This is a genomic window from Bradyrhizobium sp. 613_E4_N2_2 (assembly GCF_052075995.1).
In the GTDB taxonomy this organism is placed as follows: domain Bacteria; phylum Pseudomonadota; class Alphaproteobacteria; order Rhizobiales; family Xanthobacteraceae; genus Bradyrhizobium; species Bradyrhizobium barranii.
Genome location: NZ_CP197234.1, coordinates 1,688,878 through 1,713,461, shown reverse-complemented (window position 1 = coordinate 1,713,461; position 24,584 = coordinate 1,688,878). Strand labels below are relative to the sequence as shown.

Here is a 24,584-nt window from a genome sequence, read left to right as displayed (position 1 = left end):
TACCTGCAGCAAGATGGCCACGAGCTGCTTGATATAGATCAAGCGCGTTCGATCGCTCGCGAACGCGCTCTAACTGTAGCCGGTAATGCGCGCAACTGCCTTCATGTACTTGAGATCAAGTGCGGCGTCACCTCCGTCTGACCGATAGTTGCGAGCGGTCAGGCGATCCGAATTCAAGCAGGTCTCAAGATCGAACCTGATATGCGAGCACCATCCCAGGGCGCTCTTCTCTGCCTCTTCCTTGGAGGGGCCAAACCCCACAAAGGTCTGAACGTGCCCGGCCTCGCCGTCGGCCCTCGATACGAGATTGATTTCTGAGATGTAAAAGGACGAACACTGGGCGGCGCTGGTTCCCTGATTTAGATCAACGTAACCGCGCAGTGCGTCACCATTGTCGTGTGGGGCAACTCGCCTAGGAGATGGCCGATGTTGAAAATAGTAGTTGCCGGAACAACCGCACTCTTCCTTGCTGCATCCCCGATTGCCAACGCGCAAACCTCGCAAACCTCTTCTGCGACTCCGGAACGGTTAAATGCAGCCGACCGGAATACGCTGACGGACATGAGGATTGATCTGGTAAAGGCCGCGTTGCAGCTGACACCTGACCAGGAGAAATACTGGCCCGCTGTAGAGAGCGCCATTCGTGCCAGGGCGGAGGACCGGAAAGCCCGCCTTGCAAAAATCGGAGAAACAGTGGGTAGACGGGCTGACGAAAACCGTGTCGAAGCCCTGCGCAATCGTGACCCTATCACCTTCTTGCAGCGGCGCTCGGAAGCATTGGCTCAACGATCAGCCGATTTGGATAAACTCGCCGAGGCGTGGCAGCCACTCTACAAAACGCTTAATCCCGAACAGAGGCAGCGCATGGCGGCCATCGCGATTCTGGTACTCCACGATATGAGTGATGCCGTAGACCGGCGCCGTGCGCTGTCCGAGGACGAGGACTGAGCCAAAGCAGTTCAATTCGAACCTAATGCATAATGGTCGGAGCATACGCAGCTAACTGACTGTATGCCTAGACGATGTTTGCTAAGGGTCTTGGCTGTAGAAGCACACTTTTGTAGATGAGCCGATAGCAAGCCAAGACCGGCTCGGCCTCAGGCCGCGATCACATAGATCAGCGGCTTGATCCCGACGATGTTGATGACCCGTGTCAGGCCAGAACCGAGAGTGCCATCTCGGCGGCTACTTTTGGGAGCGTTCTAGTGAGGAAGTGGGTCCTTCCCATGCGTGCATTCATCGTGCCGAACGGATGCTCGACTGTCTCGCGACGTTGGCGCATAGCGAGCGGGTTCAGGCATTCAGGCAATAGTGTCCATTGCTCACGATCCGCCTGCTCAACGAAGCGCCTCTCTGCTTCCCCCGCAGAATCACGAGAGAATCATGGCAAAGCAGCAGCGTTTCCACACAGCCAGGGTCACGAGCCGCAATACTTGCGGTGAGCAAAATCAAGTCGGCTCTGCCGCCAACAGCAGACCTCAGCAAGACCTCCCACACTTGTCGCGATGACCCAGGAAAAGAACTCGCTCCGGCAAAGAAAACCGAATATCTCCAGCGCAAGCAACTCTTGGTCGAGCCGAGACTGCGTCATCGCCGTAATACAAATATCCCCCGCTGTTACCATTCTGTCACGGATTTCGACGCTGCTTGTGCCCTAGTATTGAATGCCGTCTAACTTGGGGCCCCGCGGTTCGCGGAGCGCTTTGCAGTAGCCGCCACTGGTTGCAAATGCCGCCCAGAGGTTTGCAATGAGATCAAACAAACCGGGAAGCCGCGTCATCAACAATGCGGCAGCGGTTGCTGCTCTCGTGCTTTGCGCTGATGTTTCGCATGCCGACCAGGGCGGTAGCTCGTTCTGGTTTCCGGGTCAGTTTGCGAGCCTCGTGGCCATGCAGCAGACACCGGGCTGGGCGCTCAGTGTCATCGATTACCATTCCTGCGTCGCCGCAACCGGGGGCGCTGCTGCGGCCAAAGAGATCCTGGCCGGCAAAATCCCCGCGAACGTCAACGTTAATCTAAATCTGAGTCTGAGCGGGCGGGCCGACCTGATCGCCCTTGCGCCATCGTATACTTTCACGACGGCGGTGCTTGGCGGGCAGTTGGTCGTAGGCATGTCCGGCCAGTACGGCAGAGCCGCCACCAGTATCGCCGGAACACTGACAGCGATAGCCGGACCGATTGTGATGACGCGCACCGGAATGCTCGAAGGCTCACTTACCTCCTACGGCGACCTCGCGCCATTCGCGCAACTGCTATGGAGCCATGGCGTCGACAATTACATGGCTTACGTCACGGGCAATATTCCCGTCGGCGACTATGATCCGACGCGGATTCCCAACATCGGGCTCGGGCACGCCGCGATCGACATTGGAGGCGCCTATACCTATTTCGACCCGGCGGCAGGAAACGAAATCTCGGGCGTCGCCGGCCTTACCTACAATTTCAGGAATCCTGATACCCTGTACCGGAGCGGCATCGATTTCCACTTCGACTGGGGCGCATCGCACTACCTCACCAAGCAGCTTTTCCTCGGCATTGTCGGATATGCCTACCAGCAAATCACCGACGATTCCGGCCAGAACCCGATCCTCGGTGGCTTCAGGTCACGCGTTTTCGGTGTCGGTCCGCAAATCGGGTACGGCTTCCCGGTCGCAGACATGCAGGGCTCCCTTAGCCTGAGGGGATACGGCGAATTCGGTGCAGCCAACCGTCCGTCAGGATGGAATACCTGGCTGACGTTCACCATTTCCCCGTCCGCGCCTGCCGCCATAGCGCGCACGAAGCATCTGGTTGTGAAATAAACCTCGTGCCAACCGGACGTCGGCTGCGATCGGCCGATGTCTCAAATGGGTCAAAATGCGAAGGACTCAACGTAAGCAAGTCGGCCTCGTTGAACGGACCTCAATGAGGCGTGTCACCACTTCGCTGATGGGCCAGACCTGGACTCATCGCCGCAGCAAACGACATGCACGAACCGCAGTGATTTACTCAATCAATCGTCGGCGCGGGCGAGTGATCGAGCACTTTGATCACCGTCTCGTACCTTGTCGGCGCGCATCGCGCTCCGTTAGTAGACACCACGCCGCACGGCACGACGCGTATGGCGGTAATCGCGACGGTCGACACGACGCGCAGTCACGCGGGCGCGCCGATACGTGTAGGCCTGCGCTTGATCAACGCTTAACTCCACGACGCCACGCGATGTAACCTGCGGCGAGACTGGAATCGTCGCCAACACCACTGCCGCAAACAGCAGCCCGACAATTGAGTAAGCCCTCATTGCACCTACTCCTATTATCTACCATGGCCGTCAATGTCGGCCACTGTCACCAGATGTCAATGAATATGTGCAGCGCATCGAGCGACATAGTTTTCGCCAAAGCTTTGCACATGACTGCTCCGGATACTCAGGCCAGCAGGAAAAGGCGTCGAGGGGAATGGTGCACTGCGTTCATGCGCGCTGCACAAATCATGGAATGCTCATGTCTCAATTGGTCAAAAGCAGCGGTGGACGCCAAGTTGGATCGGCGTCCGGTTTGCCCCTGACAGCCGACATGACACGCGCTCAATCGACCTTCGGCTAAGGGGCCAACAAACCGCCGCTGCCGCAAATTCTAAGACGCAAATTCCTTCGTTGATTGGTCAATAGCGCTTACTCAACTAGAGCGCGCACATTTCCAAATTTTCCCGACTGTTGCCGCTTAGGCACATCGAATGCTAGTCGGCTCAGCTAGGTTCGAGCTGGAACGCCGGACATCCAAAAAAGAACCGGCATCGTTCGGGTGAAACGTGGATGGAGCGAGAATAATGAGGAAGATTTTGTTAAGTGGCGTGGCCTTGCTGGCAGTGAGCATGGCGGCCCCCGCGTCGGCGGCTGATATGGCGGCACGCCCCTACACCAAGGCGCCGCCGCCGGTGGTCGCTCCGATCTATGACTGGACCGGTTTCTACATCGGCGCCAACGGCGGATGGGGCCAAAGCCACAATTGCGTGGATTTCGTCACGCTCGCAGGCACAGTTGCAAGCGGTTGCCGGGATCGGTCGGGTGGCGTTGTCGGCGGGCAGGTCGGGTATCGCTGGCAATCCAATCAATTTGTGTTCGGATTGGAAGCGCAGGGCGATTGGGCCGACCTCAGCAACACGCGCGTCAGCCTGTTCAACCCGACGCTTTCAACCACAGTTAAGACCGACGCCATCGGTCTCTTCACGGGCCAACTCGGTTGGGCGTGGAACGCGTCACTGCTCTACGTGAAGGGCGGCGCGGCCGTAACCAGCAATCGCCTGACAATATTCGACAACACCACCGGGATCGGTCTGGTCTCGGCAGATAACACGCGCTGGGGCGGCGCGCTGGGTGTCGGCTGGGAGTATGGCTTCGCACAAAACTGGTCGGTCGGTGTTGAATACGATCATCTGTGGATGGGACATGCGAACAACTCCTTCTCCGTGGCCGATCCGCGGCTTGCGGCCGTACTCAACGACCGGATCAGCCAAGACGTGGATATGGTCACTCTGCGCTTCAACTATCGCTTCGGCGGGTATGGAAAAGCTCCTGTCGCGGCGAGATACTGATCGCTCCAGTCTGCGCAAACCAAAGCCCCGGCTCGCCGGGGCTTTTTTGCGGGCTATGTATGGCTAGCGGTTGCTGCATCTTTGCAATGTCTGAGGTGGGTGAGAGCGCCGGTTTACAGATGTTGCGGCTGCTTTCGGTCAGCCCAATAAGCCGACGATAGTTGAGCGGCCTCGAACTTCTCAGGCCGGAGTTGCTGCGAGACCGACGCATCCTCACTCTCTCGCCGGTAGGGGCGCTCGCGAGAAAGCTGACTTTGAGCGGCTCGCCCAGGAAATCGATCCCTTTGTCGCGGCGAATGGAGAGCTGGCCGGCCTAATGATATTCGCAAAGGCCTTTCCGGGCTGGGACAGCTCAAGCTCGTCGGAGGCTATCATCGACAGGTGAAGCGCGTGGTCGTCGTGACTGACAGCGAGCTCTTCAAGGCCATACCGCGGATGGCGAAGCACTTTGTCTCGGCGCAAGTTCGTCGATTTTCGTCCGATCAAAAAGCGGAGACGCTGGCGTGGCTGGAAGCGCAATGATCCATATCGGCGTGATCCGCCCATAGTGCTCCCGCCAGGACAAGCCCCGGCTCATAGGATGGAAGTATCGGGCTTCTGTTTGATCCAGATCAACCTCCCTTTGTTAAGCAGCGCTGCACTAACACGGCCTGTGGCAAGCACCGACGCAGGCGAGACGTGCCCCTCTTATCGACGATGGCCTTGAGGGCGCAGGCTTTCACTGCCGTCGCATCACAGATGGAGCCTTCCGATGTGGATCCTGATGTACGTCTTCTCGTATTCAGTTAGTCCAGCCGCCACAAATGACAGAGCGGAATGGAGGCTCCTTCCGACCGTGGTATTCCAGGAATTTTCCAGTGAAGAGCGCTGCCTGACAGCGAAGTCCAAACTGGAGGAGAGCTTGAAGGAGGCGGGAGCCAGGATGAGAAGCGGTTTGGAAGACTTGAAGAGCGTGGGTCAGGCTTACCCAGCGCAGATCATCATTGCCTTCAACGTGGAATGCGTACCGAAGTAGAGGCAGCGAACCACGACCGCGCCGCGCGCCAGACGGGAAGTCCTTGTCGAAAGCAACAATCGTTCGCAGGCTAATTCTTCGAAAAGATTTGGAGGGGAAAGGGAATCGAACCCTTGTATTCAGCTTGGAAGTCAGACGCGGCCGCCGGGTACGGCAAACTGTCAAAAACCATTCGGCGGTCGCAAGAAATGTAAGCGCATAGCCGTCCGATAACTGCGGGTGTCCTGCGATCGCCTCAGATTGCCGCTCCAAACCTACCCGCTACCCGAACGCCCAGTGACATCGTTCCTGCCGCAACACATTCGAACGTAGTACCGGGGTCAATGCAATGTTGAGAGGCCCAAACATGAAATTCCTGACGGCATTGCTCGCTGCAGCATTTTCACTGGGATACGCCGGCCCAAGCGATGCCGTTGTGAGGATTACCAACGATCGGGGTGGGTTGATCCAACGTTACTTCGATCGGTACGAAAACTTGAAGAACACGGGCCAGACCGTGATCATCGATGGCCTCTGCGCCTCGGCCTGTACGATCGTCCTAGCTAAGATCCCTTCGGAAAGAATCTGCGTAACTGAAAGGGCAAATCTTGCCTTCCACGCAGCCTGGGACCTGGGGGCTGGCGGACGCCAAATTACAAATCCAGAAGCCACACGAATAATGTATTCAATGTACCCGGCTCCGGTTCGGAATTGGATAGCAACGCGTGGCGGTTTGTCTCCTCACACAATCTTCCTGCGCGGCGCGAGGCTTAAGGCGATATTTCCTCCTTGCTATCTAGACGCTGCGGTTTTCCTGCGCTCGTAGTGATCAGATGCTGGTCTAACCCAGCCGTTCCGCGCGAGGCGTTAACATATTGGCGACGAACCACTGTGCACCCTGAATGGGTATTGTGCCGCCGGCAGCGAACTTCATTCGATCATGCAATGAGGAGGACAAGGATTCAGGCGAGGGTCTGCGGGGGCAGAGACTTCCTCAATTCGAGCGACCTCGTAACTTCCCAACGTCGGCATATTGCTGCGCGAACCGCCGGGCCTCCTCTGCGCATGGATTAGGCTCAGGTACGTTTTGCCTGGGTCGTCGTCAGAGTTGTCCGTAAATCTCACGGTATAAGGTGGTAATGGTTCAAGCCTATCCGGCCCAATGCGGATTCAACTAGGCCCTTGAGATCAAAAATCGCCCAGTAGCCCTGAAAGGCGTGAATGAAACGCCAGCGATAAGTCAGTCGACCAGGCTACCGCAAACGCCCACACGAGCACTCCGAGCAAGTACGATACTCTGATCGCAGCGCCCGCTCGATCGATCCCGTTCAGACCGTCGTGGTGCACCCCTGCGACGAGACCTCCCTGCGCTGCGGCGTCCTCGACAGCGCCAGCGCGGGCATCATCCGACCGATCCTGGTGGGTCCGGAGGGGAAGATCAGAGACACGGCCGACACTCACGGGCTCGACATCGCGAGAATCGAGATCGTCGATGCGCCGCACAGCGAGGCGGCCGCCGCTAAGGCCCTCGAACTGATCCACGCTGCCCACGGCGAGATGCTGATGAAAGGCAGTCTGCACACCGACGAGCTGATGTGTAGCATCACGGCCAAGGCCGGCGGTCTACGCATGGACCGGGCCACAACCAGACATCGGCATCTGATCGATCACCTCGTTAGCGCGCAGTAGGAATGGTCCGAGCGAGTCGTTGAAAACGTAAAGCGCGTCCTGCGCGACCACTGAGCGACACCACGTCTCGCGGCGGCGGTGAGGCCCCCCGCTCGGCCCGCGCGTGCGGCAACTCCTACCAACCACTCAACGGAAATCTACTGGTTCGCCCGTTCGGCGTCGGCGGTAGCCATGTATTTCGATTGGAAATGCGCAACCCGCTCGCGCCACATTCCGACGAACGCCCCCGATGTCAGCTTATCCACCGATTTCCACGCGGTTTTGACGGCCGGAAGGGTATTCCGCCAGATCGCGCGTTTGCACCATTTTTCGCGTTTCTCCCTCCCTTCGCTGGTGGCACACATGGATTTCCAAGCGATGCGATCGGGTTGGCTGATGTGCTCGGCGGCGCCTTCCCAGCCTTGTTGATGGATCAAGTAAAGATCACTCAAGGTCGGCTTCTTCTGCGTCACCCACTCGAACAGAATGCCTTCGGTAATGACCTTGTAGGCTGCCGCAATGGCATTGTCGCGGGGATCAAGAATCTGCCCGGAGCCGAATTTGTTGAACTCGTACTTGCTCAGTTGAAACAGGCCGATATACGACCCCGTGCGCTGCTTGGGGTCGAAACCGGACTCGATCTTGGCAACCGCTTTCATGAAATGGAAGTCCAGACCGAAAGCGTCGGAAGCGCGCTTGATCTCCTCGACCGGCGTTCCGACCGGGATGTCCTTGAGTGACTTTAAGACGATCTCCGCCGGTTTCTCGGCAGGAGGCAGTTCGGACCAGACGTAATAGATGAGATAGCGAAAATCCTGCGTCACCGGCGCCGAGTTGGAGGCATTGCGCGTTGTAGGCCCCGGTTGGGCGACATCATGGTGGCCCAAGTCCACCGATTCCTGCACGGGCGGTAAATCGGCCGACAGCATCTGCGACGGATCGGGCAACGCAGCCACGACGATCGATTCCGGCTTATCCGAGGCCGCCGTCGTGTGGGTGGCCGTCCCCGCCGCGGGTTCGGCGGCCGTCGCCACTTCGGCGCCAGCCACAGCAGCGTTCGCGACAACGGTGTTAGCGACAACGGCGTTGTCCATTGCGATTGCCTGCGGTTCATCCGCGAGCCTGGCGTTGGCGGCGAGCGATGCTGCGCGATCCTCGATTGGCACTGCGCCGATGTTCTCGGTGCCGGCCGAACCGAAGCCAGCCAGCCAGCCAACGATCCCCCCCGCGAGAACGACCGTTCCGCAAAACGTCGGCACCACTGCCGTAAATCGCCGCGGGTTCATCATCCCGTCGCCTCCAAAGGCCCCACCCGAGCAATGCTGCACAGCCAAGCACGCGACGGGTGAATTTTCGGGTCGAGACATGGCCGCGCAATGGCGCAAACCGCGGTTCATCATCTTTTCCACGAAGTGTTGCCCGCATGCAACGCGCCGGCGGCAAGCAATTGTTCTGCGACGTAAGCGTGTTGGGAAGTTTCGGACCCATGCGACGCATGCGGCTAGTTCGCGGCGAGCCGACCATGGTGAATGTCGGACCAACAGGTGCGCTTGAGTGGCCGTAGTCGGGGATGCCGTCCCTTCGAGCGGTCTGTCGTTGACGATTTATGGGATCATCTGAGCGAACCGAACCCATTGCCCAAGATCAAAGCGTCCGTCGCAACGGCCCTCACACCGTACATTGATCGGCCCGGCGATCGGCGCGACGGCTATTGCCGATTGTCTTCTTCCGGCAGATTGGCCTCGTCATTGGAATTGGTCCAATTTTCGACCCACTGCGACCAGATTTGAAGACGAGGCTATGGTCGGTAACGCCACGCTTTTTGCGTTGGACCTCGCATGCAACTTCACTGCATGAGGCACTGAATGAGGAGGCAGACTCCAATAATAGCTTTCGCCGCTTTCATGCTCTCTACAGGGATCGCACACGCTCAGTTTCCGTTTTGGCCGCAGGACAGGTTCTGGCCAGGCCACTACGCTCCGTTCAAACACAAGCACTATCACCGGCAGACAAACTCTGGATCTGCGAAGAACGCTCGGCCCGAGGCCCCTCCGAAGGGCCCGCTCCAGATCATCATCTCGATCGCTGACCAACGGGTCTCGCTTTTTGACAACGGGGCACTGATCGCACGCTCGACGGTGTCCACGGGAACTCAGGGGCATCCTACACCCCTGGGCGTATTCAGCGTGATCAGCAAACAACGATGGCACCGCTCAAATATTTATAGCTCTGCCCCCATGCCCTACATGCAGCGCATCACCTGGTCAGGGATTGCGTTGCATGCCGGTGTCGTGCCTGGGCATCCGGCGTCACACGGCTGCATCCGTTTGAAAAATGACTTTGCCATTCGACTCTGGCATCTCACGAAGCGCGGCACGCGCGTGATCATTGCGCACCACGATGTCCAGCCGGTCGAGATAACCAGTCCGCACCTCTTTAAGCCGAAAGCAGTGTCCGGTTCGCCGGAATTTCAGGCTGCTACAGTCGTGGGTAAGAGCGTTAGCACAGCCGCGGCAACGCATGGATCACCGGTGTCCAAGACCGAGACTACAGAAGCCACTAGTCTCCAGGTTCCAAACTCGGCTGCCGCTGAAGGCACACCCAGAAAGATGGCCCCGATCTCCGTCTTCGTGAGTCGTAAGTTGAGCAAGCTCTTCGTGCGTCAGGGCTTCTCGCCGTTGTTTGATGTCGCGGTCAAGATCGAAAATCCGGAGGAGCCCCTTGGAACGCACGTGTTTACCGCAATGGAATTCCAGAGCGAGGGAGCGGCTATTCTCTGGACCGTCGTGTCGATTCCGGACGAATTTCCTCGCATCGAGGATGCCACAAAAGAACGCGAAGCGCCCGTGAAGCAAACCGCCCTATCGGTACCGTCTCCCGATAAAGCCAACGCTGTCCTCAGCCGCATCGAAATACCGCGGGATACCGTTGAGAGGATCTCTAAACTTCTGACGCCGGCCTCTTCATTGATTATTTCCGACGACGGATTTAGCCACGAGACGGGAAAAGACACGGATTTCATCGTTGTAACGCATTGATGCGGCGGCGCAACCCACCGACATACGATGCCGCTGCGCAACCCGCTGGAATTGTTCGACCGCAAATCTGGTGCAAGATTCTTGATCTCCGCACCTAACCCAAAGCAGCGCGGTCCGTTCTGGGTCAATCGCGTCGGTCTGGGCGATGACTGCGGACTTCCGCTCCACCCTCCTAAACAGACGTCGTCAGCGCCTGCTGGCAGCCTCGCAGTTGCCAGCAGCCGCTGTTAGCGTTGGGTCGGAAAATGCTTGTCCCAGTCGCAATTACTTCGGTCGCCCGTCATGCGGACGAAGCAGGCCTCGTGGCCACTTGGCGATTGCAGACAGCCCAAGAAAATTGTCGGGCTCCAGAGCACATTAGTCGGGATTGTTTTGACGGTCGGCTTTGTGAGGGGGCTTTGCCGAAAATATGCATGCTTTCATCCGGAATTTTCCCTCCCTCGGTGGGTCTGCGGAAAGAATGCTTGGCATCGCGTCCTGAGGCTTCGCGTTATCGTGTCACTTCCTGTCGAGCATGAGCTTGATGGCGGTCGCAGCATAGCGATTGCCGTGCTTCGTCAGGTGACCGGCTTCCGCGAGCGTTGCCGCGATTTCGCGGAGTGATCGCTTGCCGCCCTTGGGTCTTGCGCGCGCCAGTTTACGGGCTAACTCGACCGTCTCGGGCGCTCGCTCAGCAATCGATTTGCGGCCCTCACCCGATGCAATCCGATAGAGTTCATGATCGTTGAGCGGTTCGGGGAGGTACGCGCCCTCGCGGTAGACGATTATTCCCCACCGCCACAATTGGTTCGCGGTTCGCCCCGCAAAATCCAGGTGCGGTCGGGAGAAGGATTTTCTAAAAGCGAACATGCCGCGAACGGCAGGCATAGATCGAATGCTTGCTGATGCTTGGCTGTCGCGTGCATCGATTGCGGCATCCTAGCTCGACGAACGGCCGAACCAATCAGTCTAAGCTGGCCCTCTCTCGACCCTGCCAGTGGATCGTGACGTTTGACCAGAGCCTGCTTACGTCATACGCGCCGATCTAGCTGTATCTTAATGTCCGGTCTGGCCTCGACTGCTGACGTGCCGGACGTCTTGCCTTTCTTCGCCTTAGGGCCATCTGCGGACTCATGCACCGCAACAAATCACTCCGGCATTCGATCAGATCGCGAGCTATTTCAGAGCGACAATTCGGATGCCACCTAGCTTGCGTTGTTGAATGAGTTCAACAAATCGAACGTAGGACCTGTGAAATGCATCGTGTCCCGTTGGGGTCCCAGCTTGTCGAGCTTCCTCACAGTCGTTGATACATTGCCAGTCGTACCTGGAGGACTGGTCCCCATTCATCTATTAAATCAGTTGCTGAAAGCACCTTAATGCCGCTGCTCTCGACCGGGCCTACATGCGCGCAGTGTCAGACGGTCAAAAAACTCGCACGATGAGCTGCGGGGATTGGAAAGACTCCGCAGAGGCTGACAAGACCCGTCGCCGCTCCAGCTTCATCGATTCGGCTGCGAGCCTACAATCTACGAGATATCTACACCCCTTTGGCGAAGTCTACTCCTAACGGGAAACTGACAGGATATGGGACTACGCAAGTGCGTTGCCCACATCCCACAGGCGCCACAACAGCAACAAGAGTATTTCAATCTAAGGGCGAAAAGGTTATTTCAATCTAAGGGTGAAAATGCTACTAGTTTCGCTGTCCCTTTGGCCCGCTTCCTCTCCAATGGATGGGGGCCAACTCAAGCTTCAGGATTCATGATGATGGCGAACATGTCTGCGCTCGATCGGTGCAAGCACTTCGGTGTAAGTAATATTCGCGGAATGGCCTATATGCCGGGACCAAGCAATTACACCAAGGAGAAGAAAGCGCAGTATTTCGATTCAGACTTCTACAACGGAGATTTCCAGGCGTTGTGGAGTCCCAAAGGCGACGGCATGGGGCCTGATGCCCGAAGCGATCTTCAGCGCTTCAGCGAAAAACTGGGGGCCAATTTCATCCATTGCTACGACTGGTCGGCCCCGGTGCCGGAAATCGGCCTGCGGAACCATCTGGTCTTCCTTGCGCGCTGCGCCAAACTCGGAATGAAGGCAACGGTCCCGATCAGCAACTATACTTATCTGTGCATGGCCGACACCCCCAACAAAAAGCCGTGGGAAAACCCCGCGACGGCTCATCTGAATATCCAGAAGGTGTTCAAGGAAATCTACAGCCAGGGCCAAGGGCCGGCTCCCGGCGCCGGGATGTGGAAGATCTTCAACGAATACGAATTGTGGTACGACCGCAATCCGGCCCACGTGGTAACCGCCATGACATGGCTCGTCGAGGAGGAAGACAGGCTCAATCTTCCCGATTCAGCGCGGTTGCCGATCATGGTCGATTGCTCGTTCGGTATGAAGGACGGTATCGAAGGTGCGGGGTATGTCAAAGACGTCTGGGACAGGCTGATAGGCCAGCCTCGGATCGGCAGCTACAGCCCGCGCGATTTCTGGAACGCACGCTTCGTCTTCGCGACCAACCCGCAGAATGACGGGCCAGATATCACCCGCTTCCTGTCGACACGCCTGCCGCAATATTGGACGAGCCGGGGCATACCCATTCCGCCGGTCATGTTCACCGAACTCGGCTCGAGTATCGAACAGACCGGCAGCGAACAGCAACAGGCCGAATGGATGGCCCGGCAACTGGCTGCATCGGTGCCGGGAAGCTCGAACGGCATGATGCTCGGCGCTTGCGTGTTCCTAAACGAGCAGCGCCCGTGGGAAGATGGTTGGGAGCGGTCATTCGGCGTCCTGAAATTCGGAGCGAGCACCGAATGGCCGTGGCCGACAAATAGCCCCTATGTCATGCCGACCCACTATCCGGCTTGGAACGAAAAGGGCGAGCCCTATGCGGTTGCGGGCAGCTATCCGGTCGAACAGCAGGTGGCGAAGCTGAACTACTTTGCGGTGATGAAGGCGTGGAAGGGCTGATGCCTTCTGCGGCGAAAGCCGGCTTCACTGTTGATAGCCCGTAGACAGAACAGACAATGAGGGCCGCCCGATGCAATACCCAATCGATAAATACAAGGCTCAAGCCAAGAAGACCTTCCAGACCAGTCCTCTCATCGAGAATTTCTCCACCTGGACGAATTCGTGGCAGATTGGCAACGTATTCGACACGCTGACGGATTACCTCGTGCGCTTCCCCGATGCGGAAAAAGCCCCGGGAGCGATTGCCAAGATCGCGTTGGACCGCTGGACGAAAGCCGCCGGCAGCCTGTGCTGGTACGACGACTATGGCTGGTGGGGAATTGCGAGCGAAAAGGCGTTTCACGCCGAATATAACGGTGTCTTTGGCCCCACCAGGGAAAGCTTCCTGACGATCGCTAGGCAATGTTGGGACGTCATGAACACGGGCAAGACGGGCAAGGCCTACAGCTACAAGGGCGGACCGAACGTCTGGGAAAACCGCGAAAACAGTTCGCCGACCGACTACTTCACGTCCCCAAACACCTGGGCGGTCCCCCGCATCGCAGGCGGCGTCTGGCAATACGACATGTTTAAGGAATACAGGTCGAGTGGGGAGTGCTCGCCTTCCGATTCCAATCCGTCCGATCCGAACAAGACGGATTTGGGCCCGTTCCAACTCACCGTCATGAATGGCCTCTACCTCGTCCTAGCTGCCCGGCTGGGCGCCAATGGCCAGGGCACTGCCGAGGCGGTCAGGAAGGAATTCAATTTCTTAAAGAGCTGGTTCTACCTTGACCAAGAACCGGGTCATGAAGGCCAGGAAGGCCTGCTGATGCATTTCCCTCCCCTGACGCTCGTGCGGGAACGTGTGGGGACCTACGCCTATTGTGACGCCAAAGGCAGCTATCCGCCCGTCCACGGCTACAACGCCGGATCGGCCTGGTGCGGCGATCAGGGCCTAATCCTCGGCGGCCTGCTCGATTACCTCCGTGTCGACCCTACCAATCCGATCGCCCAACCGCAGGCCGTCTCCATCGCAGGCGGCGTGCTGTATCACATGGTCACCGATCACGTGGTGCAACCGACGCTTAATCTCACCAACGACCCGGACGATTACGGGTGCGGATCAGGCGTCTTCTGGCGCTATCTGCTGCACGGCTTCCGCACGAACGCCGCTCTCCGCCAGCAGGTCTTGAGTTGGGTGAATGCGGACCGGGCGAACAATGCGATCTACAGATCCGCCGAATACGCCTGCGCCAACGGCGGTCCCGGCAATGCCCTGTTCGCGGACTTCAACGTTCTCGCGACCCTGACCGCCGCCATCGAGATCCTTCAAGCGGCGGAAGCATAAGGGGCCATCCCACTATAGAATCCGTATTGGAACGTCGGGACCACCGAGCCCTGATGAACATGAGTTCGCAAAATATCCCCGGAAGAACGTCCTTGAGAGGGCGTCAGGTGCCTCGAATGAGCCGGTGATTGTCAATCGGCCTGTAAATTTGACCCCTCATCGGCGTCCAATTTTGACCCCTTCGTGCGCCGCGGTTTGACGGTAGCGCTCGGCTCGTTGGAGCTGGCCGGGATAGCGGAGACGAGACGAGCGCGGGTGGCGTGATCGTCGTCGCGGCTTTTGAAGCGCCAGCTGTCATTGCCGGTCTCGACGATGTCACAGTGATGGGTCAACCGATCGAGCAGCGCGGTGGTCATTTTGGCGTCGCCGAACACGCTCGGCCATTCGCCGAAGGCGAGATTGGTGGTCACGATGACGGAGGCGCGCTCATAGAGCCGGCTGACGAGGTGGAAGAGAAGCTGGCCACCGGACTGGGCGAAGGGCAAATAGCCGAGTTCATCCAGCACAATGAAGTCCATCCGGGTCAGATGCTCGGCGAGCCGTCCTTGCCGTCCGTTGCGGGTCTCGGTCTCGAGGCGATTGACGAGGTCGACTACGTTGAAGAAGCGGCCGCGGGCACCGGATCGGATGCAGCTTCTGGCGATGGCAATGGCCAGGTGGGTTTTGCCTGTGCCGGTGCCGCCAACCAGCACGACGTTGCGTTGTTGGGCGATGAAGCCGCCGCCAGCAAGATCATTGACGAGAGTCTGATTGATCGGCGTGCCGTCGAACTGGAAGTCGGCGATGTCCTTGGCAAGCGGAAGCTTGGCAATGGTGAGCTGGTATTTGATCGACCTGGCTTGCTTCTCGTTGATCTCGGCGTTGAGCAGGTCGCCGACAATGCGCTGAGGTTCGTGCTGGCGCTTGACGGCAGTTGCCATGATCTCGTCGAAGGCAGCCTTCATGCCGTAGAGCTTGAGTTCGCCCATGAGGTCGAAGATTTGGGTTCGTTCCATCAGATGGTCCTCCGGAGGTTGTCGTAGCGGGCACAATCGGCGATCGGTGCATGACGGAGCGTCAGTGCGGCCGGCGTCATGATGTTGGCCGGTGGGGCGGGTTCACGTTGACGGGCCAGGATATTGAGAACGACATCGGCCGAATGGACGCTGTGACTGAGCGCTTCGGCACAGGCCGCTTCCACCGCGGGCAGACCGTCAGTCAGCACCGCGTTGAGGATGTCGACCATCTGCCGATTGCCGTCGTCGGTGCTGGCAAGCTTGCGCCGGATCCGCTCGATCGCGGCTGGCAGCACCCAGTCTTTGAAGGGAGCACCGTTGCGCAAGGCGCCGGGTTTGCGGGCGAGCACCGGCACATAATGCCAGGGGTCGTAGACGGTATCGCCGCGGCCAAAGGATCGCGGGTGCTCGGCAACGATGCGTCCATCCTGACGGATCACGATGCGATCGGCATAGGCTTGAACCTCGACCGGTCGTCCGACTGCGCTGGCTGCGACCGAGTACTTGTTGTTGTCGAAGCGCACCAGGCAGGTCTTCGAGACCGATGCCGTCACCGCATGGAAGCCGTCGAAGCGGCCGGCATAGGGAACGAGTTTGGGGCGTTCGGCTTCGAACACTTCCCAGATCGTCTGATCGACCAGCTCCGGATGGCGATGAACCTTGGCGTAGGCGATGCATTTGTCGAGCAGCCAGGCGTTTAACTCGTCGAGGTTTTTGAACCGCAGCCGCGGCGTGAAGAAGCGTTCCCTGACCAGCCCGACCTGGTTCTCGACCTGCCCCTTCTCCCAGCCCGACGCTGGCGTGCAGGCGACCGGATCGACCAGATAGTGGCTGCACATCTGCAGGAAGCGGCGATTGTAGAGACGCCCTTTACCGACGAAGATCGTCTCTACGGCGGTCTTCATGTTGTCGTAGATGCCGCGGGTGCAGGTGCCTTTGAACAGGGCGAACGCCCGGTCGTGGGCGTCGAACACCATCTCCTGCGTCTCCCGCGGATAGGCCCGCACGAACAGCATGCGGCTGTGACAGAGCCGGACATGGGCGGCCTTCACCATCACCGTGGTGCCGCTCAGCAAGACCACCTCGTGGCTCCAGTCGAACTGGTAGGCTTCGCCTGGGGCAAAGCTTAGCGGGACATAAGCAGCCGCGGTCGATTGCCCGCGTTCCTTGCTCCACCGCCTGGCGTAACGCCGCACCGCATCGTAGCCGCCGTCATAGCCACGGCTGCGCAGCTCTTCGAAGATCCGGATTAACGTCAGCTGTTCACGAGCCGGTTTGGCCGCGTTCGCCGCCAGCAGTCCGTCGAGCTCTACTGCCCATCGTCCCAGCTTTGGCCGCGGCTGCACTTGCCGCTCGTACTCGAAGGAGGTCTCTCCTGACCTCAGCACCTTCCGGACCGTGTTCCGCGACACCTTCAGGTCACGGGCAATCTCCTTGATCGTCTTGCCCTTGATGAAGTGCTCGCGCCGAATCCGCGCAATCGTCTCCACGATCAGCATCCTCGACCACCTGCTTCATTCCAAAGCAGGCAGCGCAACAGACCAACCTATAGGGGGTCAATTTTGGACGCCGATCCCCCGGCTTAGGGGGTCAATATTGCAGGCCGAATGACATTACAGTCAATTCCGTCCAATCGCTCGCGCCGGCCAGATCAGCCTCGGCGCCACGGCCTTTGTGCTGCGGCCGCCGATAGCCAAAGTCCCCCTCCAGCAGCGCGACAATATCCGTAACGAGCTGCTGGGCCTCACCACCGCTAATGTAGGGCAATTCCGCTAGTAAGACCTGGCCGGGCTCTCCGCCATGCCAGTGATAGCTCTGGCCGGTGTCCGGGTGAACGCCATTGACCACGAGTTGTTGCCCGTCGCACAGGAACTCAATCTTTTCACCTGCACCATTCGGTGCGGTGAGGTTCGCCGTGATCTTCTTGAAGACCTCCTCGGTTCGGAACAATATTGCGCGCTTTGGCGGCTTACCGATCCGGACTAGGACATGCCCGTAACGGTCCTTGATCAGGTCCTCGACCGCCTGGGCCGCGTCCGCGTTGAGGATGTCGATGTCCAGCGACGGCATTCGCCGCGTCAGGCAGCCGGTGTTGGTGGCGTAGGGGTAGAGCTTGCTCCAGATTTCAATATCCCCTGCCGACGTCTGGTCCCGCTTCTGCCAACCCTCGATTATTGGACGCTTGCCAACCAGCGGGAGCGGATCATAGCCGCCACGCAACAAGATCTGACGCACATCTGACGGCGTCATGCGCTGCCCTCTGAACCGTCGCCCTGAAATACGCGACACATGAAGTCTTGGAATGCCGCATCTGACCGCATCAACTCGATCCGCCGGTGCAGTCGCTTCCGCAGCTCGTCCAATGTTTCAGAGATGGCGGTCTGCGAGCGCGTTGCGTCCAATGACATTGAGAGAATGCCGGCAAGCGCGGTCGTTAGGGCCGACGCAGTCTCCGCGGTTCTGAAAACGACGACGCCGGAGCCGGCTACCCTTGAGGTCTCTATGACGGCCTTGGTGATGGCCGCCGACATCGCGCTCTCAAACGCCCCGTCGTAGCGCTCGAAGGCTCCCTCGTATTTGCGGTCACGAGGATTGGTCATGGCACGGACTCAACTTCTCTTACGTAGGCGCCGATGAACTCCAGGAATTGTTCCCTCTCTTTGGAGGATGCCCTCCGCCACGCGTCCGTCAATTCGCCGTAGACCGACGTGGTTTGGGTGACGACGGCCGCGTCACTCTGAGCCGCGGCGAGCTGCGGTGCCCATTTGATCTTGGCAGTGGATCCTCTTCGGTCCCGCCTCCGCCTCCCGTCCCTGCCGACCGTCTCCGTCAACTGGGGAATTTCCCCAGTTGATTGTCTCTTTGCGCGGACCGAGGCGACTGTCTTGTGATCGACCTTCACGGCCTCTGCAATCTGCCGGTTCGACTTGTCGGGCGCCAATATCAGGAGTTTGGCGATCAGCTCTTGTTTTTGCTCCGTGGAGAGATGTCGTCGCCGAACGTTCTTAGACATCACGAAGCTGACCGGGTCCCGGCCTCCGACGTTGCGGTACGGAATGTTCTCCCAATCAGGATTTCCATTGCCGGTGACCAGCGTTGCACCAACCATTTCCATCGCGTCGAGCCGATTGCGGCCATCCAGCAGCTGGCCTTCGAACAATGCGACGCCCTCATGCAAGCCGTTCTTTTGAATGTCGTCGCCGAGCTCTCGTAACTCCTGCTCGGACATGAGCGGCAGCAGCTCGGCAGCTGGATGGAGCGGCAGCGCGTCACGCCACGACAGTTTTCCTTTTGTCATACCGGTCCCCTCTCTTGCGCGAGAGATCCGACCGGCGTATTGGAAGGGCGCTGGAAACGCCGATCGTTCTCCGGTCGGAATTTAGAAGCGCCGCCCCATTCTCCGGGGCGGCGTCTTGCTTAGGCAGCCTCTTCGGCCTGCCTATCTCGTTTATTGGCAGCGATGCTCGCGGCTTTCTCTTCTCGCTCGGCAATCCACGCAGTCACAGCTTCGTCCGCGATGCGGATGCCCGTGCGACCGAGAACCATTTCGCGCGGCCCCCACCCCTCGCGCTTTGCTCGTTCGTACGTGGATCTCGAGATGCCGACCGAAGAGCAGAACTCATCAACGGTCCAGGATGCCCGCGGCACAGGATTGCGTCGGTTGTTCTCCTCGCGCGATCGACAAGCCATGATCATTACTCCTCGCATTGCCAGCGAATACCTTCACTAGCCTCGAGGCTGATCATGCGCGCGTCATTCTTCGGCGCAAGAAAAAATGCGCGACAAGAAATCGCTCACCAAAAGAAAGCACCCTCAAAAAACTTCTGTGCCACACGTGTTTATTCGAAGATCTAAGAGAGTGCTCACCTTTTCCTATTCGACTAATTTACGTTGCAAGTCGGCTTGCTGTAGCCGCTCTCTAGCGCATGATCTACTCCACGGCGTTTCAGCACATTCCACGATAAACAGACACCAACTAACGTAGGGTCAGCTCTCACGATGACGCTCGGTAGGCGCAACGAATCTCAGCAACAACAACCCGCCTTTGACGCACCGAGCCCTAGACGGATGCTCAATGAGGCGCGGGTGCTGGCGATCATCCCCATCAGCCGCACGACGCTCTATCGCATGGAGAAGGCAGGTCGGTTTCCGAAATCGACCTATATCAGCCCGAACCGCCGCGTCTGGTATGAGGATCAGATCGTGGCATGGCAGAACGCGGTGAATGAATTCGATCCGCGTCGGGGGCGCGGTCCGGGGCGTCGGCGACGGGGTGCCTAATTTTTGGTGCGGCGGGCATCGCCGAGAGCACCGTGACAGGACATCTCGGCCTCTATTCAGCCCACATGATAATCATCAACGCGGATCTTCATGTTTCGGCAGCAAACTGAACCCAATGCCGGTGACAAGATAAACAGCGTCGGTTTCATCCACGAGCACGTCGCCGATTGTCATGGTTGTATGTTGTAGTCCCTTGCTCTTAAGCAAGTCGGCAGCCTCACCATTCGGCGACCAGTTCTCCGCTCGCATGCGAGACAAAGCATCTTCCTGGCTATCAGCCTCAATATCCTTCAAGTGAATATGAGTGGCCGAGAGGTTATCGGGATCGGGCGAGCCTCCAACGACGCCGCGGAGAAACGATGGCTTCATATACCAGATTTGATATTTCATCGGGCTCACCTAGATATTTGGCCGAAGCATTTATCAAGTCTGCCTTTTCACGATCTCAAACCCCTTTGCCTCCAATTCCAGCAGAATGCCCTGCGCCAAGTGCGTGCACTCTTCGGGCTTGATCCAATGCGGACTTCGCCAATCCGGGTCATCTTCCCTTGGGTAACTGGTGAATGCAGAGCGAATGGCGGCTTCGATCACGTCCATGGGATTGTCTGACATCTGCATCCCTCACGCATTTGACGAAATAGATCAAAATCCCCGCAAAACGAGCCCAGCCGGGGCGTTCGCCCGCAAGCCTTATCCCTTCAGAAGAACCTCACCACCATCAATCGCTTGATCTAGGTCAACGTTTCTGCTCTCGGGCTCAGGCACGTCAACAGCTTTGTAGAAGAGAAGTTAGAGATGAACTGGCTCATCCCCTTGTTCGGCATTGCAATCGCATTGTCTGGTCAAAATGCATTCGCCAAAAACCGGTTGACCGATCCCGTTACGATTGCACGGGAATGCAAAAGCGATGTGGAGCGCTTGTGCAGAGGAATTCGGCCTGGTGGCCATCGCATCATTCGCTGCCTCAAGGCGCAGGTGGCAGAATTGTCGCCCACCTGCTCGGCCGCACTTAAATCAGCGGAATGACGAAGGCCAAGGCGATCTGCGTAAAACGCGCGAGCAAGGCCCCGTCACTGCTATGGCGTCATAAGTGGAGCATACCGATGTGGATACTGATGTACGTCTTCTCTTACTCAGTTAGCCCGGCAGCTACAAACAACAGGGCGGAATGGCGGCTGCTGCCGACCGTGGTGTTCCAAGAGTTCTCGAACGAAGAACGATGCAGGGCGGCTAAATCGGCGCTTGAAGGAAGTTTACGGGATGCCGGAGAGAAGCTTAGAAGTGGCATGGAAGACTTGAAGGCCATCGGCAAAGCTGACCCTGCACAGGTTATCATTGCCTATAATGTCGAATGCCTACCGAAGTAAAGTCGGCGACAACGACCGCGCTGCTGGGGATACACGCTCCAAGGACGGATCACAGGCGGTCATTGCTCGTCGAGCGGCGGCTCGCCAAGCTCTTGGCAGACATTGGCGGTCCCGCTGCTGCATGGTGAACGGTCGTTGTGAACCACGCGCACGATTTGCTGCCGCCCCCCCCGGCGGGCGCACCTGCTGCACCCCTACGACCCAGCAACCTGCCGCCACTCCCACTACGCCGCGTTGACCGGCGCACAGACAACGAACTCTAGCGGCTGCAGAACATCTCCCGCAGAGCCTCCTGCGCTCTGCGGGCCGCGCCGGGCTGCACGAATTGATCGCTTACTCGGCGCGGCATGGAGCGCGAAGCGATGGAGTTCGCCTGCGAACTGATCCACCCCAGCAAGGCATTCCACAACATGGTCTGCACTCGGCTGGAGGTCATTTGCCATGAAGACCTCGACACCATTGCCGCGCCGCACGTCGTCCCCTTCGTCGCGACCGCGTTGGCGCAAGTCGAGGGTGCTACAGCAATTCGATCGGCGAAGCTCGGCTGATGGCGGGCGATCCGCATGATGGCGCGCGCGCCGAAGTCCCGCGCGGGCTGCCACTTCGCTGCCGCCATCGGGCTTCGATGCTTGCTTGACCGGGCCAACGATCAACACACACTCGCCGGGAGAACCTGGGCCGCGGTCTCGAACACTTCCGCAAGGAAGGCGCGAGGTTGATCCCGCCACCGACCGCGACGATCCTTACGAGGACGAAGCCTACCGGCTGTGGGCGATCGAGCAGCAGAGCAAGTGAGCTCTGCTGCCGAGAGGCCCGCGTCATTTTCGTCTGCGCCGTATCCGTTTGCTGCTGAGCCGTTTGGCGTTTGCCGCCACCTTTCTTCGATACTGCTCGACAATCTTGTTTCCAGATGCGCCAGCCATCAGGCTTGTACCAGCCTTCGCCGCCGCCAGGACCTTTTCACTCACCATGCGCTGGGCTTCTCGTTGAGCCGCCTTGCCGCCGCGCATCAGCTTCGCGATCCGAAGTCCGATCACGCGATTGCTTTCTAGCCCTAGCATCATCCAGTTCCACATGGTGCGATATTCCCAGTCGTTCGAACGGCGTACCATCAGGGATGCCATCAACGGCCACGTTGTGCGCGATGTTCAATCAAACCTGCGTGGCTGGTCAAGACGGGCGCAATCTGCTCGCTCATTCCCTCCTGAGCCCGCCTCGGCAACACACGTCACCAACGGACTAGCAAGAGTTCCTTCACCTTCATTCACGGATACATCCGAATGGGCGATAGCCGAAGATCACTTGATGCTGAAGAGTGAGACCGCTGCTGCTGGGGGCCAAACGGGGATGTCCGATGGGTGCGGCAGGCTCGCGCTTTGCGCACATGAAGAGAAGTCTCCGCGTTCGGGCGGTCGTTGTCGGCGTTCTGGAGGAGTTGCCGTTTATCTGCCCGGTGGCGGTCGCGATCGGCTCGCTGATCATGATCGGCATCACGCTCTATATGGATTGGTCTCAGTGAGCGGGAAGTGACGAGCGATCTTACCATGGCGGCTTCTGCAACTGACCGATCTCGAATCGCGTCGGTATTCAAATGCAGGTCAGCATTGGTGGCTTGAGCCTCAGTCCGGAAGCTGGGGATATGTCCTCTTGGGTTCTACAAGAACGAGCGAGTAGCTCATTCGAGAGACGACCAGAACACTCACGCCACGGCCATCCCGCCTTCGCTTTTGTGACGCTTTAGCCACGCTTACCGGTGAGGACCTTATCTTGAAACGTAGGAGAGTACGTCATGCCGCCGACCTATCAGTCGCGAAATCATGTTGGCGAACTGAACGAGAGAAAGAATTGCGAGGAATTCCAAAATCATTTCGAAAAGCCTCCGGGTTCGAAATTTCGCTGTTGTAAAACACGCCCCAGCCCGGAGACCGCAAATCTAGAACTGTTAGTTGCGGCGTAAACGCAAAATGGAACAGTTCAACGAAGAAACAATAAATCAGTTGCCTTTCGGCAACAGCATGAGGAGATTGCAGCGTTCTCGAAAACACGCTGTCATTGCCGCGACGTGCGCAGCATCGGCTTCACTGCGCGACGATTGCCGCCGCTCCCGCCGCAGGTATCGCAGGTAAGCCACGCGGCTCTGATCTAGCGGGAAGCCGTCACCTTGCCGCTGGATTACGCCTTCGGCCTCGAGCTTGCCGATGTAGGCCCGGCTGCAATCGAGGTGCAGCGTCATTGGCCCGACGCGCTGACGGTCGCAGCCCTTTGGCGATGAGGGCCATCAACGGTGACGTCTCGGACATCAGCGCCATTCCTGTTGCGTCGCGCCGCTTTTGAAGGATCGTCGATCTTAGCGTCGCCATCATTGTGCCGTCTATCGCTTGAGGAAATGACGGCGTCTCAAGACCAGAATTGGTCCTCCCGCTGCTCATCGCCTTGATACTCGCGGAAGTCGGTCGCCTTTCCGTTCTTCATCTGCCAGACGTGGATCTCCGGAAACGACGCGGACAGCCCGTTTCGTTCTGCGTTCACGGTAACCAAGGCGACAACGAGATCGTCTTCAGCCAGCACATTGTGCACATCCATGCTGAATGCACCTCCCGAAAGCTCCATCGTGCGTTGAAAGAAGCCTCCGACCTGATCGTGACCGGTATAGTCGCCTGATAGGGGACTATGACCGGGAACGTGCCATGTGATGCCGGCGTCGAAAACCGCGAAAACCGAGGGATGTTTCCTACCGCAAAATCTTCGTAGGCCTTGCGGATAATCACCGAATTCAAATCGCCCATTGTTGTCTCCCCTAAAAGGGTTAGCACTCCTACGGGACTAATCGTGGTCACGGTGACGTACAAAGCCCAAATATAGCAACCAATCGGTCGCCTCGAAATGTCTCCTCTTGGGCCCAGGTCATTTTCATACGGAGCGAAAGTTCGTCGCTGTCAGGCCAAGGCGGACGTTCGCCTTCGCCTGCAACTGCAACAACGGATTTTCTCGCAGCAAATATCCACCTCCCGGCGTCGCGCGGTCCCCGCGTTTTCTACACGCCTCACAGGACCCGGACGACCTCGCGCAGCTCCGTTCAATCCGAACGTGGCAGGCGCAATGAGCGGCGACGGCGGAGCTGCGATGAGGCACACAATGGGCTGTAAGCTTGGCGCGCGCGCCGAGATCTTCGCAAGGCGCTCGGGCGCGGCCTCGATCACTTCCGCAGCGAAAGGCGCGAAGCTGATCCCGCCGCCGACAGAGCGGGACGCCTACTAGGCCGAAGCCTATCGGCTGTGGGCGATCAAGCAGCAGGGCAAGTGACCGCGACCTAGTACAACGAGATGTCCGGTGTTGGATGGAAACCGGAAGTAGTCAGCGCAGGGTCAAAACGACGCGAAT

At 58.5% G+C, this 24,584-nt stretch carries 26 protein-coding genes and 4 pseudogenes; 16 read left to right on the top strand and 14 right to left on the bottom strand.

The features are described 5' to 3' along the window. The first annotated feature begins 426 nt into the window (after window positions 1–426). Window positions 427–948, top strand: a complete 522-nt coding sequence (locus tag AB7290_RS08080; protein ID WP_038945733.1) for a Spy/CpxP family protein refolding chaperone — start codon at window positions 427–429, stop codon at window positions 946–948. A 149-nt stretch (window positions 949–1,097) separates the two neighbouring features. On the opposite strand, the pseudogene AB7290_RS08075 reads toward AB7290_RS08080, so the two are convergent. Continuing rightward, window positions 1,098–1,291 (bottom strand): annotated as a pseudogene (locus tag AB7290_RS08075) (IS5/IS1182 family transposase); the annotation flags it as partial. A 457-nt stretch (window positions 1,292–1,748) separates the two neighbouring features. Here AB7290_RS08075 and AB7290_RS08070 point away from each other — a divergent pair. The 6 genes and pseudogenes from AB7290_RS08070 to AB7290_RS08045 all read left to right on the top strand — a co-directional run. Further along, window positions 1,749–2,801 carry a SphA family protein gene (locus tag AB7290_RS08070; protein WP_085398420.1) on the top strand — a complete coding sequence of 351 codons (1,053 nt, stop codon included), beginning with the start codon at window positions 1,749–1,751 and terminating at the stop codon, window positions 2,799–2,801. Window positions 2,802–3,807: 1,006 nt separating this feature from the next. Further along, on the top strand, window positions 3,808–4,572 hold the full coding sequence (locus AB7290_RS08065) for an outer membrane protein (RefSeq protein ID WP_085398421.1): 765 nt from the start codon (window positions 3,808–3,810) through the stop codon (window positions 4,570–4,572). Window positions 4,573–4,893: 321 nt separating this feature from the next. Beyond that, a complete protein-coding gene (locus AB7290_RS08060) occupies window positions 4,894–5,094 on the top strand; it encodes an STAS/SEC14 domain-containing protein (RefSeq protein WP_085398422.1) in 201 nt (66 codons plus the stop codon). Window positions 5,095–5,323: 229 nt separating this feature from the next. Next, window positions 5,324–5,587 carry a hypothetical protein gene (locus AB7290_RS08055; RefSeq protein ID WP_085398423.1) on the top strand — a complete coding sequence of 88 codons (264 nt, stop codon included), beginning with the start codon at window positions 5,324–5,326 and terminating at the stop codon, window positions 5,585–5,587. A gap of 346 nt (window positions 5,588–5,933) precedes the next feature. Then, window positions 5,934–6,392 (top strand): hypothetical protein, encoded by a 459-nt coding sequence (locus AB7290_RS08050; protein WP_085398426.1) that lies wholly within the window; start codon window positions 5,934–5,936, stop codon window positions 6,390–6,392. A 471-nt stretch (window positions 6,393–6,863) separates the two neighbouring features. Further along, window positions 6,864–7,204 (top strand): annotated as a pseudogene (locus AB7290_RS08045) (phosphate acetyltransferase); the annotation flags it as partial. A gap of 188 nt (window positions 7,205–7,392) precedes the next feature. Here the strand turns inward: AB7290_RS08045 and AB7290_RS08040 are convergent. Beyond that, window positions 7,393–8,523, bottom strand: a complete 1,131-nt coding sequence (locus AB7290_RS08040; RefSeq protein ID WP_245343912.1) for a transglycosylase — start codon at window positions 8,521–8,523, stop codon at window positions 7,393–7,395. Window positions 8,524–9,099: 576 nt separating this feature from the next. Between AB7290_RS08040 and AB7290_RS08035 the strand changes: the two genes are divergently transcribed. Then, a complete protein-coding gene (locus tag AB7290_RS08035) occupies window positions 9,100–10,272 on the top strand; it encodes a L,D-transpeptidase (protein ID WP_085398424.1) in 1,173 nt (390 codons plus the stop codon). 498 nt (window positions 10,273–10,770) lie between these two features. On the opposite strand, the gene AB7290_RS08030 is transcribed toward AB7290_RS08035, so the two are convergent. Then, window positions 10,771–11,139 carry a hypothetical protein gene (locus AB7290_RS08030; RefSeq protein ID WP_144030574.1) on the bottom strand — a complete coding sequence of 123 codons (369 nt, stop codon included), beginning with the start codon at window positions 11,137–11,139 and terminating at the stop codon, window positions 10,771–10,773. A gap of 891 nt (window positions 11,140–12,030) precedes the next feature. Between AB7290_RS08030 and AB7290_RS08025 the strand changes: the two genes are divergently transcribed. Next, window positions 12,031–13,230 (top strand): hypothetical protein, encoded by a 1,200-nt coding sequence (locus AB7290_RS08025; RefSeq protein ID WP_439037050.1) that lies wholly within the window; start codon window positions 12,031–12,033, stop codon window positions 13,228–13,230. A 70-nt stretch (window positions 13,231–13,300) separates the two neighbouring features. Then, entirely contained in the window at window positions 13,301–14,560 is a 1,260-nt protein-coding gene (locus tag AB7290_RS08020; RefSeq protein ID WP_441253369.1) for a hypothetical protein, read from the top strand. A gap of 131 nt (window positions 14,561–14,691) precedes the next feature. On the opposite strand, the gene istB is transcribed toward AB7290_RS08020, so the two are convergent. From istB to AB7290_RS07990, 6 genes and pseudogenes are all read right to left on the bottom strand, one after another. Continuing rightward, on the bottom strand, window positions 14,692–15,555 hold the full coding sequence (gene istB, locus AB7290_RS08015) for an IS21-like element helper ATPase IstB (protein WP_039183785.1): 864 nt from the start codon (window positions 15,553–15,555) through the stop codon (window positions 14,692–14,694). Window positions 15,556–15,563: 8 nt separating this feature from the next. Continuing rightward, window positions 15,564–17,054, bottom strand: a pseudogene (gene istA, locus AB7290_RS08010) (IS21 family transposase); the annotation flags it as partial. A gap of 91 nt (window positions 17,055–17,145) precedes the next feature. Beyond that, window positions 17,146–17,805, bottom strand: a complete 660-nt coding sequence (locus tag AB7290_RS08005; protein WP_085402484.1) for a bifunctional DNA primase/polymerase — start codon at window positions 17,803–17,805, stop codon at window positions 17,146–17,148. Next, on the bottom strand, window positions 17,802–18,155 hold the full coding sequence (locus AB7290_RS08000; RefSeq protein WP_085402483.1) for a hypothetical protein: 354 nt from the start codon (window positions 18,153–18,155) through the stop codon (window positions 17,802–17,804). The genes AB7290_RS08005 and AB7290_RS08000 overlap by 4 nt, the downstream gene beginning before the upstream one ends. Further along, window positions 18,152–18,853: a hypothetical protein gene (locus tag AB7290_RS07995; RefSeq protein ID WP_085402482.1), complete on the bottom strand. Its 702-nt coding sequence runs from the start codon at window positions 18,851–18,853 to the stop codon at window positions 18,152–18,154. The genes AB7290_RS08000 and AB7290_RS07995 overlap by 4 nt, the downstream gene beginning before the upstream one ends. 119 nt (window positions 18,854–18,972) lie before the next feature. Further along, the gene (locus AB7290_RS07990) at window positions 18,973–19,245 is read right to left on the bottom strand and encodes a hypothetical protein (RefSeq protein WP_144030799.1); all 273 of its coding nucleotides are present in this window, start codon (window positions 19,243–19,245) and stop codon (window positions 18,973–18,975) included. 309 nt (window positions 19,246–19,554) lie between these two features. Between AB7290_RS07990 and AB7290_RS07985 the strand changes: the two genes are divergently transcribed. Beyond that, the gene (locus AB7290_RS07985) at window positions 19,555–19,836 is read left to right on the top strand and encodes a helix-turn-helix transcriptional regulator (protein ID WP_094184193.1); all 282 of its coding nucleotides are present in this window, start codon (window positions 19,555–19,557) and stop codon (window positions 19,834–19,836) included. A gap of 75 nt (window positions 19,837–19,911) precedes the next feature. Here the strand turns inward: AB7290_RS07985 and AB7290_RS07980 are convergent, their stop codons facing one another. Together AB7290_RS07980 and AB7290_RS07975 are read right to left on the bottom strand one after the other, a co-directional pair. Continuing rightward, window positions 19,912–20,226, bottom strand: a complete 315-nt coding sequence (locus AB7290_RS07980) for a hypothetical protein (RefSeq protein WP_085402479.1) — start codon at window positions 20,224–20,226, stop codon at window positions 19,912–19,914. Window positions 20,227–20,259: 33 nt separating this feature from the next. Beyond that, a complete protein-coding gene (locus AB7290_RS07975) occupies window positions 20,260–20,448 on the bottom strand; it encodes a hypothetical protein (protein WP_439034227.1) in 189 nt (62 codons plus the stop codon). 183 nt (window positions 20,449–20,631) lie between these two features. Here AB7290_RS07975 and AB7290_RS07970 point away from each other — a divergent pair, with 183 nt between their 5' ends. The 3 genes from AB7290_RS07970 to AB7290_RS07960 all read left to right on the top strand — a co-directional run bounded on the left by AB7290_RS07970 (window position 20,632) and on the right by AB7290_RS07960 (window position 21,751). After that, a complete protein-coding gene (locus AB7290_RS07970) occupies window positions 20,632–20,862 on the top strand; it encodes a cysteine rich repeat-containing protein (RefSeq protein ID WP_144030798.1) in 231 nt (76 codons plus the stop codon). Between the two features lie 77 nt (window positions 20,863–20,939). Then, window positions 20,940–21,203, top strand: coding sequence for a hypothetical protein (locus AB7290_RS07965; RefSeq protein WP_085402492.1), 264 nt, complete (start codon window positions 20,940–20,942; stop codon window positions 21,201–21,203). A gap of 362 nt (window positions 21,204–21,565) precedes the next feature. Continuing rightward, a complete protein-coding gene (locus tag AB7290_RS07960) occupies window positions 21,566–21,751 on the top strand; it encodes a hypothetical protein (RefSeq protein ID WP_210421620.1) in 186 nt (61 codons plus the stop codon). A 270-nt stretch (window positions 21,752–22,021) separates the two neighbouring features. On the opposite strand, the gene AB7290_RS07955 is transcribed toward AB7290_RS07960, so the two are convergent. Continuing rightward, on the bottom strand, window positions 22,022–22,279 hold the full coding sequence (locus tag AB7290_RS07955) for a hypothetical protein (protein ID WP_028154361.1): 258 nt from the start codon (window positions 22,277–22,279) through the stop codon (window positions 22,022–22,024). 278 nt (window positions 22,280–22,557) lie between these two features. Here AB7290_RS07955 and AB7290_RS07950 point away from each other — a divergent pair, with 278 nt between their 5' ends. Continuing rightward, entirely contained in the window at window positions 22,558–22,722 is a 165-nt protein-coding gene (locus AB7290_RS07950; RefSeq protein WP_196238392.1) for a hypothetical protein, read from the top strand. Between the two features lie 474 nt (window positions 22,723–23,196). Here the strand turns inward: AB7290_RS07950 and AB7290_RS07945 are convergent, their stop codons facing one another. Both AB7290_RS07945 and AB7290_RS07940 read right to left on the bottom strand, forming a co-directional pair. Then, window positions 23,197–23,436 (bottom strand): hypothetical protein, encoded by a 240-nt coding sequence (locus AB7290_RS07945; RefSeq protein ID WP_085402476.1) that lies wholly within the window; start codon window positions 23,434–23,436, stop codon window positions 23,197–23,199. 164 nt (window positions 23,437–23,600) lie between these two features. Continuing rightward, window positions 23,601–23,906: pseudogene (locus tag AB7290_RS07940) on the bottom strand (nuclear transport factor 2 family protein); the annotation flags it as partial. A gap of 432 nt (window positions 23,907–24,338) precedes the next feature. Between AB7290_RS07940 and AB7290_RS07935 the strand changes: the two are divergent. Further along, window positions 24,339–24,461, top strand: coding sequence for a hypothetical protein (locus AB7290_RS07935; RefSeq protein WP_283808579.1), 123 nt, complete (start codon window positions 24,339–24,341; stop codon window positions 24,459–24,461). Window positions 24,462–24,584 lie beyond the last annotated feature (123 nt).

What these genes read in the sequence shown, in the direction of transcription:
- AB7290_RS08080 (WP_038945733.1), top strand. Translation starts at nt 427, where the DNA reads ATGTTGAAAATAGTAGTTGCCGGAACAACCGCACTCTTCCTTGCTGCA.
- AB7290_RS08070 (WP_085398420.1), top strand. Translation starts at nt 1,749, where the DNA reads ATGAGATCAAACAAACCGGGAAGCCGCGTCATCAACAATGCGGCAGCG.
- AB7290_RS08065 (WP_085398421.1), top strand. Translation starts at nt 3,808, where the DNA reads ATGAGGAAGATTTTGTTAAGTGGCGTGGCCTTGCTGGCAGTGAGCATG.
- AB7290_RS08055 (WP_085398423.1), top strand. Translation starts at nt 5,324, where the DNA reads ATGTGGATCCTGATGTACGTCTTCTCGTATTCAGTTAGTCCAGCCGCC.
- AB7290_RS08050 (WP_085398426.1), top strand. Translation starts at nt 5,934, where the DNA reads ATGAAATTCCTGACGGCATTGCTCGCTGCAGCATTTTCACTGGGATAC.
- AB7290_RS08040 (WP_245343912.1), bottom strand. Translation starts at nt 8,523, where the DNA reads ATGATGAACCCGCGGCGATTTACGGCAGTGGTGCCGACGTTTTGCGGA.
- AB7290_RS08035 (WP_085398424.1), top strand. Translation starts at nt 9,100, where the DNA reads ATGAGGAGGCAGACTCCAATAATAGCTTTCGCCGCTTTCATGCTCTCT.
- AB7290_RS08030 (WP_144030574.1), bottom strand. Translation starts at nt 11,139, where the DNA reads ATGCCTGCCGTTCGCGGCATGTTCGCTTTTAGAAAATCCTTCTCCCGA.
- AB7290_RS08025 (WP_439037050.1), top strand. Translation starts at nt 12,031, where the DNA reads ATGTCTGCGCTCGATCGGTGCAAGCACTTCGGTGTAAGTAATATTCGC.
- AB7290_RS08020 (WP_441253369.1), top strand. Translation starts at nt 13,301, where the DNA reads ATGCAATACCCAATCGATAAATACAAGGCTCAAGCCAAGAAGACCTTC.
- istB (WP_039183785.1), bottom strand. Translation starts at nt 15,555, where the DNA reads ATGGAACGAACCCAAATCTTCGACCTCATGGGCGAACTCAAGCTCTAC.
- AB7290_RS08005 (WP_085402484.1), bottom strand. Translation starts at nt 17,805, where the DNA reads ATGACGCCGTCAGATGTGCGTCAGATCTTGTTGCGTGGCGGCTATGAT.
- AB7290_RS08000 (WP_085402483.1), bottom strand. Translation starts at nt 18,155, where the DNA reads ATGACCAATCCTCGTGACCGCAAATACGAGGGAGCCTTCGAGCGCTAC.
- AB7290_RS07995 (WP_085402482.1), bottom strand. Translation starts at nt 18,853, where the DNA reads ATGACAAAAGGAAAACTGTCGTGGCGTGACGCGCTGCCGCTCCATCCA.
- AB7290_RS07990 (WP_144030799.1), bottom strand. Translation starts at nt 19,245, where the DNA reads ATGGCTTGTCGATCGCGCGAGGAGAACAACCGACGCAATCCTGTGCCG.
- AB7290_RS07985 (WP_094184193.1), top strand. Translation starts at nt 19,555, where the DNA reads ATGACGCTCGGTAGGCGCAACGAATCTCAGCAACAACAACCCGCCTTT.
- AB7290_RS07980 (WP_085402479.1), bottom strand. Translation starts at nt 20,226, where the DNA reads ATGAAATATCAAATCTGGTATATGAAGCCATCGTTTCTCCGCGGCGTC.
- AB7290_RS07975 (WP_439034227.1), bottom strand. Translation starts at nt 20,448, where the DNA reads ATGTCAGACAATCCCATGGACGTGATCGAAGCCGCCATTCGCTCTGCA.
- AB7290_RS07970 (WP_144030798.1), top strand. Translation starts at nt 20,632, where the DNA reads ATGAACTGGCTCATCCCCTTGTTCGGCATTGCAATCGCATTGTCTGGT.
- AB7290_RS07965 (WP_085402492.1), top strand. Translation starts at nt 20,940, where the DNA reads ATGTGGATACTGATGTACGTCTTCTCTTACTCAGTTAGCCCGGCAGCT.
- AB7290_RS07960 (WP_210421620.1), top strand. Translation starts at nt 21,566, where the DNA reads ATGGAGTTCGCCTGCGAACTGATCCACCCCAGCAAGGCATTCCACAAC.
- AB7290_RS07955 (WP_028154361.1), bottom strand. Translation starts at nt 22,279, where the DNA reads ATGTGGAACTGGATGATGCTAGGGCTAGAAAGCAATCGCGTGATCGGA.
- AB7290_RS07950 (WP_196238392.1), top strand. Translation starts at nt 22,558, where the DNA reads ATGGGTGCGGCAGGCTCGCGCTTTGCGCACATGAAGAGAAGTCTCCGC.
- AB7290_RS07945 (WP_085402476.1), bottom strand. Translation starts at nt 23,436, where the DNA reads ATGACGCTGCACCTCGATTGCAGCCGGGCCTACATCGGCAAGCTCGAG.
- AB7290_RS07935 (WP_283808579.1), top strand. Translation starts at nt 24,339, where the DNA reads ATGGGCTGTAAGCTTGGCGCGCGCGCCGAGATCTTCGCAAGGCGCTCG.